This is a genomic window from Mucilaginibacter pedocola, assembly GCF_002013915.1.
In the GTDB taxonomy this organism is placed as follows: Bacteria; Bacteroidota; Bacteroidia; order Sphingobacteriales; family Sphingobacteriaceae; genus Mucilaginibacter; species Mucilaginibacter pedocola.
Map to the genome: position 1 here is coordinate 235,600 of NZ_MBTF01000012.1, position 12,504 is coordinate 248,103.

Annotated in this window: 8 protein-coding genes; all 8 read left to right on the top strand. The window is 46.9% G+C overall.

Translation table 11 applies throughout. From position 1 onward, the window contains the following. Positions 1-96 precede the first annotated feature (96 nt). Entirely contained in the window at positions 97-690 is a 594-nt protein-coding gene (locus BC343_RS13455; RefSeq protein WP_078348308.1) for an RNA polymerase sigma factor, read from the top strand. 90 nt (positions 691-780) lie between these two features. Beyond that, a complete protein-coding gene (locus tag BC343_RS13460) occupies positions 781-1,974 on the top strand; it encodes a FecR family protein (protein ID WP_078348310.1) in 1,194 nt (397 codons plus the stop codon). Between the two features lie 221 nt (positions 1,975-2,195). Continuing rightward, positions 2,196-5,600, top strand: coding sequence for a TonB-dependent receptor (locus BC343_RS13465; RefSeq protein ID WP_078348312.1), 3,405 nt, complete (start codon positions 2,196-2,198; stop codon positions 5,598-5,600). A 27-nt stretch (positions 5,601-5,627) separates the two neighbouring features. Continuing rightward, positions 5,628-7,130 carry a RagB/SusD family nutrient uptake outer membrane protein gene (locus BC343_RS13470; protein ID WP_162276870.1) on the top strand — a complete coding sequence of 501 codons (1,503 nt, stop codon included), beginning with the start codon at positions 5,628-5,630 and terminating at the stop codon, positions 7,128-7,130. A 96-nt stretch (positions 7,131-7,226) separates the two neighbouring features. Continuing rightward, entirely contained in the window at positions 7,227-9,515 is a 2,289-nt protein-coding gene (locus BC343_RS13475; protein ID WP_078348315.1) for a GH92 family glycosyl hydrolase, read from the top strand. A gap of 18 nt (positions 9,516-9,533) precedes the next feature. Then, positions 9,534-10,700: a Gfo/Idh/MocA family protein gene (locus BC343_RS13480; RefSeq protein WP_078348316.1), complete on the top strand. Its 1,167-nt coding sequence runs from the start codon at positions 9,534-9,536 to the stop codon at positions 10,698-10,700. Between the two features lie 89 nt (positions 10,701-10,789). Beyond that, positions 10,790-11,701, top strand: a complete 912-nt coding sequence (locus tag BC343_RS13485; protein ID WP_078348317.1) for a polysaccharide deacetylase family protein — start codon at positions 10,790-10,792, stop codon at positions 11,699-11,701. A 58-nt stretch (positions 11,702-11,759) separates the two neighbouring features. Further along, positions 11,760-12,473 carry a phytanoyl-CoA dioxygenase family protein gene (locus BC343_RS13490; protein ID WP_078348319.1) on the top strand — a complete coding sequence of 238 codons (714 nt, stop codon included), beginning with the start codon at positions 11,760-11,762 and terminating at the stop codon, positions 12,471-12,473. Positions 12,474-12,504 lie beyond the last annotated feature (31 nt).

Genomic DNA, 12,504 nt, shown 5'->3' on the forward strand with positions numbered 1-12,504 from the left:
TTATTTACGCAATACGAAAATATTTTAACACTAAGAATATTTTCAGGTTGTAGTTATGGTATATTTTTTCCTTATTTGCCACACCAACTACAGCCTATGTTTAACGTACTACCTTACGAGAACGAGCTGCTTTTAAAAGTTTCGGGCGGGGATGAGCACGCATTCAGCGAGCTATTCACTCTGCACCATCAACTTTTGGGCACCCATATTTACCGCCTCACCGGTTCGGTGGAGCTTGCCGAGGAGGTAGTGCAGGATGTTTTCCTGAAAATATGGCTGGGCCGCGAGGGGTTGGCAAAAATTGAAAACTTTAAGGCGTACCTGTACGTGGCATCAAAAAACCATGCGCTTAACAGCCTGCGCAAAATGGCTAAAGAGCGTATGCAGCAGAAAGCGCTGGAGGATAATGCCCTGCAAATACTCCCCAACGAAGACGAGAGCCTGAATGCCTACTACAGCTTAATAGACCGGGCAATTGATCATTTACCACCGCAGCAGCAAAAGGTTTATCTTCTTAGCCGCCATAAAAGATTAAAGTACGATGAGATAGCCGAGCAAATGGGACTCTCGCGCGAAACCGTAAAGAAATACCTGCAGGCATCTACCCTATCCATCACCAATTTTGTGCAGGCCAATATGGATATGTCGGCCGTGGTGGTACTGGCTGCAATTATTTTCAAAAAAAATTAAAAAGGCATACCCCCTTTTTATCCCCTTGCTGTGTCTTTAGAATAAAGCTTCCCCGGCTTTTTACACTACCAATTATTGAACGAACATTTAATGAATACATCCGGATTAAGGTTGCGATACCTTTTTGATCGTTATTATAACCAAACGGCTACGCCGCAAGAGCGCGACGAACTGTTGGCCGCTATAAACGCGGGCATAACCGACGACGAGCTTGCGCACCATATGCAACAGGCCTGGGATGGCTTGCACCAAGGCGAGGAGTTATTCGACAAAGCCAAATCCGATGCTATTTTAAAAAACATTATCGAAAAAGGCGAAGACGACGAACCACAAAAAAAAGGTAACACCTTGCTGCTTTGGGGCAAAATAGCCATTGCAGCTACGCTTATGGTATTCGCAGGCATTTATGCCTACCATTGGTTGCAACCCGCAAAGCTTGCCAAACCGCAAGTAGCCGTAGTAAAGCGCCCCGCCCATGATGCGCTCCCCGGCGGTAACAAAGCTTTGCTTACCCTCGCCAACGGCAAAACCATTGTGCTGGACGATGCCCAAAACGGCACGCTTGCCAAACAAGGCGCAACCATAGTTAAAAAAACTGCCGACGGGCAATTGATCTATAACACATCTGCCATTGCTGCTGCCAACCCTACTCCATCCATCAATACCATAGCCACGCCGCGCGGCGGGCAATACCAGGTTATACTGCCCGATGGCAGCAAGGTTTGGCTCAATGCTGCATCTTCATTACGTTTCCCCACATTTTTTACAGGCAAAACAAGGCAGGTAGAGATAACCGGCGAGGCCTACTTCGAGGTAACTAAAAACGCCGCCATGCCCTTTAAAGTAAAAACCGGCCGTGCCGATATCGAAGTTTTAGGTACACACTTTAACGTAATGGCTTACGATGACGAAAGCATTATGAAAACCACACTGTTGGAAGGTGCAGTAAGCATTAGCAGCGGCAGTTTCAGTGCCAAATTAAAACCCGGCCAACAGGCACAAATAAAAACCAACGGGCAAAGCAAAGTAGTTGACGATGTAGACGTTGACGACGAAACCGCCTGGAAGAATGGCATCTTCCAGTTCCGCGATGCCAACGTGGGCACCATATTGCGCCAGGCCTCGCGCTGGTACGATGTAGATGTGGTTTATCGCGGGCAACTGCCGAAGCGCGAATTTACCGGCCGCATATCGCGCAATGTAAAAGCATCTGAACTACTCAATATGCTCGATTATGCAGGCATTAAACTGAAAATAGAGGGCAAAAACATAGTAGTACTTTAACAAGCAACATCATTAACAACATATTACCAATATCTCACCTTTTAAAAAGCACCCATGACAAGAGAAGTACAGAAACCACCCGCTTAGCCAATTGCGCGGTGGCTCCCAAATAAAAAAACCGGGAAGTGTTCGCACCACTTCGCCGGCATAAAGTCCGGGTTCCCATCCATCGCAATCTTGACGAATTGAAACTTAATGTTTAACCCAAACACACCAAACTTATGAATTTTAATTCTAAGGCCATGCCCGTGGCGTGGCCTAAACTTTCCAAAATTATTTTGGTTATGAAACTCACTGCCATTTTAATAATTGCAGCATTCACATCGCTTAGTGCTAAAACGTTCAGCCAGATAGTTTCTTTAAAACAAAAGAACACCTCGGTAGAAAAAATACTGCGCCAGATAGAAAAACAAACCGGCTATCATTTTATGTATGATAAACAGGATGTTGCCGAAGCCGGCGCTATCAACATTGATGTAGAGAAGGTTAGCGTTACCGAGGCTTTAGATAAAGCTTTTGAAGGCCAGCCCCTCACCTACAAAATTTTCCAGGAAACCATTGTGGTAAAAAAGAAGGATGCCAATAGTACCCCTGCAGAAATTAAAGCGGTTGACATTACCGGTACCGTTACCGATGCCAAAGGCCCGCTGCCCGGCGTAAACGTAAAGCTGAAAGGCACTACCACCGGTATTACCACAGATGTAAATGGTAAATACAAATTAACTGTACCTGATGGTAACGGCACCCTGGTATTCAGCTTTATAGGCTACAACACGCAGGAAGTGCCCATCAGCAACAAAACCACTATTGATGTGGTGCTGGTAGAGCAACCCAAAGCGCTTAGCGAAGTAGTGGTTGTGGGTTACGGCACGCAAAAACGTGTAGATCTTACCGGCTCGGTAGGTAGCGTAAGCGGCAAAGCCTTGCAGGATAGGCCACAAACCAATTTGGAGCAGGAGTTGGCCGGTAAAATTGCCGGTGTGAACGTATCTACCAACTCGGGTGCACCGGGCGGCGCTACCAAAGTGCGTATACGTGGTTACAGCTCCATAAACACCAATACCGACCCGCTATATGTAGTAGATGGTGTGGTTTGGACAGAAGGTGGCAACTCGATAAACCCTAACGATATCGAATCGATAGATGTACTGAAAGATGCATCGTCAACCGCTATTTATGGTACGCGTGGTGCCAACGGTGTTATTTTGGTGACTACTAAACGCGGCAACAAAGGCGGCGGATCGGGCATTAGCTACGATGCCTACGTGAGCGTTAGTAAAATGGCGCGTAAAATACCGGTGCTGAATGCCCAACAATTTTTAGCGGTGGAAGACCAATCATACGCCAACATCCAAAAATATGACCCTGTAGGTTGGGCGGCAGGTAAATATGCCGATGACGACCCGAAAGTTATCCGCACGGCGCTTGTAGGCAAACTGTTCGACAGCAACCTGCAGCCTTTGTATGATGTTGACTGGCAAGATGCCGTTACCCGCACTGCGGTTAGCCAAAACCATAATTTGGCTTTCAATGGCTCTACCGAAAAGCTTAACTACGGCTTGTTCCTGAACTATGCCGACGACCAGGGTATCATCCTGAATAGCTACCTTAAACGCTATAATGCCCGTTTAACTTTTGACAACCAGGTAAAATCGTGGCTGAAGGTCGGCGCTACATTAAACTACAACGCTCAGGACGGCCGCGCACAGGATAACGGCACCGGTGGTAACAACATCCCGCGTATGTTGGTTGAGATGATACCCATCATCCCCATAAAATACCCTGATGGCAGCTACGGCAAACGTACCGATTACCCTAACATGGAGGGCGGCGATAACCCCGTTGCGCAGGCAAATGAAATTAACCAGTTGACCAAGATCCGTGTATTTAGCGGTAACGGCTATTTAAATTTCAACCTGTTACCGGGCCTGCAGTTCCGCAGTACTTTGGGTGTTACTACATCGGCTAACTACTACCCTAACTCGCAAACCGGTTTAGTTGGCGGTGCAACTGCCGACCAGAAATACAGCTCGGCATCCATCAGCGAGCGTAACAATACTTTTTGGCAATGGGAGAACCACTTCACCTACGATAAAACCTTTGCCGATGTGCATAAGATAAACGTAGTGGCAGGTTTCGAACGCCAAAACTTTAAGCAAACCGGCTTTGGTGCATCAACCAGCATCTTGTCGGACAATTTTTATGGTTACTATAACCTTGCCGCGGGTAGTGTACCGGGCATACCAAGCTCTAATTACGATGCGTACCAAATGCAATCCTTCTTTGGCCGTTTGAATTATAACTACAAAGAGAAATACTTGTTAACGGTTACGGGCCGCCAGGATGGTTCGTCGCGTTTTGGTAAGAATGTTAAGTACGGTTTCTTCCCCTCGGCAGCGCTGGCATGGCGTGCATCGCAGGAAGCTTTCCTGAAGGATAACAAAACCATATCCGACCTTAAATTCCGCCTGAGCTACGGTTTAACAGGTAACTCTGAGATTGGCCAGTACCAATCGCAAGCCCGTATAGAGACTACCAACTATGTATTCGGCGGTTCGCAAGCTATTGGTACACACCAAACTACCATTGGTAACGAGGACCTATCGTGGGAGAAGAACTCCGAAGTGGACTTTGGCGTATCATTGGGCTTATTCAACAACCGTGTTACCATTGAAGCCGACGCTTACCTGAAAAAAACCCAGGCCTTATTGCTGAACGCTCCACTGCCGCAAACCAGTGGTTTCGGTAGTGTTTACAAAAACATAGGCAGGCTGCAAAACAAAGGTTTGGAGTTCACCGTGAGCACGCAGAACATCAAAACAGATAATTTCAGCTGGACTTCGGCATTTAACATTACGCTGTTAAAAACTAAAGTGATCGCGCTGGGCCAAAACAACGATGATATCTTTCTGGCACCAGGCTTCCTTTCAGATTTTAACCTGATGCGGGTTGGTTTAGCACCGGGCAGCTTTTACGGCTACACCGTTTTAGGCACCTGGGGTACCGCAGAGGCTACCGAAGCTGCCAAATACGGCCTGCTGCCGGGCGACCTGAAGATCAAAGACCTTAACGGTGATGGCAAAATATCTGCAGATGACCGTGAAGTGTTGGGTAAATCAACCCCAGATGGTTTCGGTACGTTTACCAACAACTTCCGCTACAAAAACATCGATTTGGGTATCGAGCTACAATTTAACTACGGCAACCAGATCATGAACCTAACCCGCCACTCGGGGCAGGATCGTACCGGGCAGGCCAATAGCTATGCCACCGTGCTAAACGCCTGGACACCGCAGAACCAAAACACTAGCATTGCCGAAAACAGGCCTGCTTATGTGCGCTACCAAACCGAAATATATTCTACCAAAGTAGAGAGCGGTTCGTTCATTCGCGGCAGGGCTGTTACGCTGGGTTATACATTTTCAGACAACATCCTGAAGAAATTAAAAATGAGCCGATTGAGGCTTTACGCACAGGCGCAAAACTTGTTCCTGATAACCAAATACACAGGCTACGATCCTGAAGTTTCTACCTATAACGGTAGCAGCAACTTCACACAGGGCATCCAGTTTTACGATTATCCAAAAGCCAGGACCTTTTTGCTTGGCGTAAATGCAAGTTTCTAATTAAACCACATATTAATGCACACTACTATGAAGTTTAACTTAAAAAAATACCGGGTTGGTTTATTAGTACTGACCCTTGCGGCCCCGCTTGGCAGCTGCAGAAAATACCTCGACGAGGAAAACAAAGGCAACTTTGTGAAAGATAACTACTTCACAACCGAATCGCAGGCGCGCACTTTTGTGAATGGTATATACACATCGCTATACATGTTCCAAAATGGCGATGCTTATGGCGAAAGCCCTTTTATTACGCTTGAACTGTTTGCAGGGCACGCTACATCGCTGGGCCAAAGCGTAAACAACAGGGCGGTAATACTTAACACCACCAGTTCGGTAAACCCCGGTTTCCAAACCGTTTGGGCCAACAGCTACAATGCCATTTCTAACGCCAACATCGCGATAGCAAACATCCCGAATATCGCCATGCCCGATGCCACTAAAAAGGCGCTGCTGGGCGAGGCATACTTTCTTCGCGCGTTCTTTTACTTCCATTTAGTAAGGTTGTATGGGGATGTGCCTTTGATAACCGAACCCGTGGCCATCAACAGCGAGAACCTGTACCCTACCCGCACACCTTATGCAGATGTTTATGCACAAATAGTAAGCGACCTGCAGGCCGCTAAAGTATCGGGCTTGCCCGATACCGACCAAACCGGCAAGGTATCATTAGGTGCGGTGCGCACATTATTGGGCAGCGTGTATTTAACCATGGCAGGCTTCCCCATGAACAAACCTGAGAACTACGCTTTGGCCGCGCAGGAAGTACAGCCGGTTTTAACACAATACACACTGTTTGATAATTACGATTACCTGCACGATAATGCCCACAAAAATATGGGCGAGCTTATCTTCCAGATAAACTACCTGGTGGGCGTGCGCGAGAATGCTATACCGCAGCTAACCCTGCCATTTAACCTGCAGGTAGGTGCCTACGGCGACCACCTGGGCGCTATGATACCTACTAACGAGTTTTTTGCCAGCTACGAAGCCGGTGACAAACGTACCGAGGAAAGGCAATTCTACTTCAGCAGCTACCCTAAGGATAAAGAGCCGGCAACCATCATCCAGTTCGGCGAACATGCGCTATACAAATACTTCCACGTAGAGAGCGCCCTGGGTAACGGCAAAAGCGACGAGAACTTCACTCTACTGCGTTTACCCGAAGCCATGCTGATATACGCCGAAGCCAGCAACGAGGCTGAAAGCGGGCCTAATGCTACCGCTTACGCACAAATAAATGCCATCAGGGCGCGTGCAAAGCTGGCACCTTTAAGCGGGCTATCGCAATCCGCTTTCCGCGAGGCCGTTTGGCGCGAACGCTACCACGAACTGGCCTACGAGGATAAAGCCTACTTTGACATACAGCGCACGCATAAAATATATAAAGTGAGCGACAGCACTTTTGGCGATGCTACTTCAACTGCCAATGAGCAGGGCGTAACCATGAAACAGCAGTATTACCTGTGGCCAATACCGCAGCGCGAAATGAATACCAACACTAAGCTCACCCAAAACCCCGGGTGGCAATAATTTTACAATATTATTTAAGCATAAAAGACTGGCAATCCCCGCCAGTCTTTTATATTTACCGCCGGTTTACTTCTATCCTTTATTTTTTAATTGTTTATGAAAAAAAGTTTGCTGTTTTTAAGCACAGTTTTACTGGCAACATCTGCCATGGCTCAAAGGCCGCCTGCACCCAAAATTACCGACCCCGTTGAATGGATAAACCCGCTGATGGGTACCCAAAGCAAATACGACCTGAGTAATGGTAACACCTACCCTGCTGTGGCCGTACCATGGGGTATGAACTTTTGGACGCCACAAACCGGCCGCATGGGCGACGGATGGCAGTACACTTACGATGCCTATAAAATAAATGGCTTTAAGCAAACCCACCAGCCATCGCCATGGATGAACGATTATGGCCAGTTTGCCATTATGCCATCTACTCATAAGCTAACGGTAACACAGAAAGGCCGCGAGAGCTGGTTCTCGCACAAAACCGAAATTGCAAAACCATATTACTACAGCGTTTACCTTGCCGACCACGATGTAACTACCGAAATTACCGCAACCGAGCGTGCGGCACAATTCAGGTTTACGTTCCCGAAATCGGATAGCTCGCACATTGTTATCGATGCTTTTGATAAAGGATCGTACATAAAAGTACTGCGCGGCGAAAACAAGATCGTAGGCTACTCTACCAAGTACGCCCGCGGCCCGTTAAAGAACTTCAAAAATTGGTTTGTTATTTATGTAGATAAACCGATCACCTTGGCACAAGTATATGCCGATAGCGTATTGTCATCGGGTAACGAAATAACCGACAAGCACGTTAGCGCGCTTATTGCTTTCAGCACCAAAGCGGGCGAAAAAGTAAACCTGCGCGTAGCTTCATCATTCATCAGCTTAGAACAAGCCGAACTGAACCTGCAGCGCGAAGTTGGTAAAAACAGCTTCGATGCTACCTGCGCGGCCGGCAAAGCTACCTGGAACAAAACGCTTAGCCGTTTATCAATAGAAGGCGGTTCGGTTGACCAGGCACGTACCTTCTACTCTTGCTTGTACCGCATGCTGTTCTTCCCGAACAAGATGTACGAGCTGGATGCTAAGAACCAACCTATACACTGGAGCGCTCAGGATGGCAATGTTCACCCGGGCTACAAATTTGCAGGTACCGGTTTCTGGGATACTTTCCGTGCCCTGTACCCTTTCCTGAACTTGGTTTACCCATCTATCAACAAAGAGATGCAGGCAGGTTTAGCTAACGATTATAAAGAAGGCGGCTGGTTGCCTGAGTGGAGCAGCCCGGGCTATTCGGATGTAATGGTGGGTAACAACTCTGCATCGGTAGTATCTGATGCTTATTTGAAAGGCCTGCGTGGTTATGATATTAACACCCTTTACGAAGCTTTGATACATGGCGCTAATAACGATGGGCCAAACGCATCGGGCCGCGATGGTGTAGAATACTACAACCAATTAGGCTACGTACCTTACGATGTAAAAATAAACGAGAACGCCGCCCGTACTTTAGAGTACGCCTACGACGATTTCACCATCTACAAATTGGGTAAAGCCTTGGGCAAACCTGCTTCGGAAACCGACCTGTACAAACAACGCAGCCTGAACTACAAAAAACTGTTTGATACCCAAACCGGTTGGATGCGCGGTAAAAACAAAGATGGCAAATTCCAGAGCCCTTTCAATCCATTTAAATGGGGCGATGCTTTTACCGAAGGTAACAGCCTGCACTACACCTGGAGCGTTTTCCACGATATGAATGGCTTAATTGGCCTGATGGGTGGCAAAGAAAAATTTGTTGCCAAACTGGATTCGATATGGACCATGCCACCAATTTTTGATGATAGCTATTACGGCCAGGTGATACACGAGATACGCGAAATGCAAATAGCCGGTATGGGCCAATACGCGCACGGTAACCAGCCTATACAACACATGCCTTACCTGTACAACTATGCAGGCCAGCCATGGAAAACCCAAACCCACGTACGCGATGTAATGAACAAACTATACAAAGCTACTCCTGACGGTTACTGCGGCGACGAGGATAACGGCCAAACCAGTGCCTGGTATGTATTTTCGGCAATGGGTTTTTACCCTGTATGCCCTGGCAGCGGCCAGTACGTTTTAGGCGCACCTTTGTTCAAAAAATTAACTTTGAATTTAGAGAACGGTAAACAAGTAGTAATAAACGCACCTGCTAACAGCGATGTTAACCGTTATGTAAGCACTTTAATGGTAAACGGTAAGCCATACAATCACAACTATTTAAACCACACCGACCTGTTAAAAGGCGGCGTGTTGAATTTTGGCATGTCGGCTGCTCCAAACAAAACAAGGGGTACAAAGGTTGATGACGTACCTTACTCATTATCGTTAGAGAAATAGTATTTGAATTATACCATCATGAAATTATCAAGATCTTTATTCTGCCTTTTCATACTTTTAGCTGCATTCAGATCAATTTCATTTGCGCAGGATACCACCAAGGTAAAACCTGCTGTTACTACAACACCGGCGGTTACCCCCATAGTACCGGTAACCCCGGTGTTGTTAAGTACTTTAAGGCTGGGCATAGCGGGTATGTCGCACGATCATGTGAACGGCATCCTGAGCGATTACCAGCAGGGAAAAGTAATTATTGTGGGCATTGCCGAAACCGACAAAGCCCTGCGCACCAAATACAAGGAGCGCTACCACCTGCCCGATTCCATTTTTTACGACGACCTTAAAAAGATGTGCACAACCACCAAGCCCGATGCGGTTTTGGGCTATAACCCGGTGGCAAAACATATTGATGTAGTGGAAACTTGTGCCCCCCTGGGCATTAGCGTGATGGTTGAAAAACCATTGGCCGCAACTTTGGCACAGGCCAAACGCATGGAGTTTTTGGCTTTGAAGTATTACATAAAACTGCTCACCAATTACGAAACAACCTGGTACCCCTCCTACCAGCATGTGTACAACATGGCATCTAAAGATAGCATTGGCAACATTCGCAAAATGGTGGTGCACGATGGCCACCAGGGGCCAAAAGAAATTGGCTGCAGCAAAGAATTTTTAAGCTGGCTTACCGACCCCGAACTGAATGGCGGCGGTGCCCTGATAGACTTCGGTTGCTACGGTGCCGACCTGATGACCTGGCTGATGGAAGGCCAAAGGCCGGTTGCCGTTACAGCAGTGGCACGCCATTTTAAAATGAACGTGTACCCCAAGGTAGAAGATGATGTTAATATTGTGGTAGAATACCCCACCGCTACCGGTTTAATAGAAGCATCGTGGAACTGGCCCTTCTCTATAAAAGACCTGGAGGTGTTTGGTGATAAAGGTTACATGCACGCCTTCGACAAAAACAACACGCTCACCCGCGTAAACGATGTGCAAACAAATGCCAACATAACTACGGCATTAGAAGCACCGTTGGATAACCCGGTAACCTACCTGCAAATGGTACTCAAAAATCGTTTGCTGGGCATTAACGACCGCTCATCGTTAAAGTACAACATGATAGTGATGCAAATACTGGATGCCGCCAAAAGGTCCATCGCCGAAGGCAAACGCATTGTGCTTTAATTCCTATTTTATTTATTAACAGTTAATAATATATACCTCAGAATTATATTATTTTAGCGCCCTGTAATTTATAATCAACCATCTCAGCTATGTTAAAGCAGTTTTCGGCAGTGCTGCCGCTCCTCGTTTTCGGCATGATATCCTGCCAAAGCAAACCAACATCAACCGATAAAAAAGCCGACACCGCAGCGGTTACGCAACAGAGCGAAGCTCCTGCAGCAGAAGTAAAGCTGGCTACCGGCCCGGTTGACAATGCAGCGGTGTTGGCCCGCAAACAAGTGCCTATCCTATGCTATCACCAAATACGCGATTGGAAAGCCACCGACAGCAAAAACGCAAAAGATTATATTGTACAGATAGCAGCCTTTAAAGAACACATAAAAATGCTGGCCGATAGCGGTTACCATACCATACTGCCCGATCAGCTATACAACTATTTAACAACCGGTGCGGCATTGCCTAAAAAACCCATCATGCTCACGTTTGATGATACCGATTTAGACCAGTACACCATTGCTGCCCCTGAGCTGAAAAAGTACGGCTTTAAAGCAGTGTACTTTGTAATGACAGTATCGCTTGGCCGCCCGCATTACATGACGCCCGAAATGGTAAAAAGCCTATCGGATGCGGGTAACGTAATTGCCAGCCACACCTGGGACCACCACCGTGTTGACAAATACACCCACAATGGCGAATTAAAGATAATTGGCAAAAACGGTAAGATCACAACAAAACCTGTTGACGATTGGGTTACCCAAATAGACAAGCCAACCAAAAAGCTGGAAGAAATAACCGGTAAAAAAATAGAGTACTTTGCTTATCCCTTCGGTATTTGGAAACCGCCTGTTTTGCCTGAATTGAATAAAAAAGGTTTCAGAATGGCATTCCAATTGGCCGATAAGCGCGACCCTAACTACCCGCTGTTAACCGTTCGCCGTATTTTGGATAGCGGTTACTGGAGCGCCAAAACATTGAGCAACAGCATCAGGAACAGTTTCTAACAACTCGCGTCAAATTTGTCAACTTTTCGAAAGTTGTCAAATCTTCCAGGGAACGAACATGCAAGGATCTCATCTGCAAAATATCACTGATAACGGCTTTACAGTTATCGAAGATGTTTATAGCAAGGACGAGATCCTTGCTGTTTTAAGGCACATCCGCGAAGCTGATACAGATAGCGACACTTTCCGTAAAAGCGCGGGGCTTTTCGCTATCCGCCAGTTCTTGAAAGAAGTGCCCGGTACTTCAAAAGTTATTTTTAATGATAGGTTGAGCCAAATCATTACTGAATTATTTGGCGAAGGCTACTTCGTAGTGAAATCCATCTATTTCGATAAACCCGAAGAATCTAACTGGTTTGTAGCCTGGCACCAGGATTTAACCATATCCGTAGATCAAAAAGTGGAACTGCCCGGCTTTGGGCCATGGACGGTGAAGCAAAACCAATTTGCCGTGCAGCCTCCTTTAAATATTCTCGAAGACAACTTTACCATCCGCATTCACCTTGATGATGCCGACGAAGGTAATGGCGCTTTAAAGGTTGTACCCGGCTCACACCTCAAAGGCGTATACCGCCCCGAAACTATTGATTGGAACGCCGAAACCGAAACCACCTGCTGCGTTAAGGCCGGCGGCATCATGATCATGCGGCCGCTGCTGCTGCATGCCTCTAACCGCACTACCAATAGCAAACCGCGCAAAGTAATGCATATTGAGTTTAGCAGGGCTGCGCTGCCACAGGAAATTAACTGGGCAGAAAAAGCTGAGCTATAGGCTTTTGCTTTTATTCCTGTTAGTGATATTT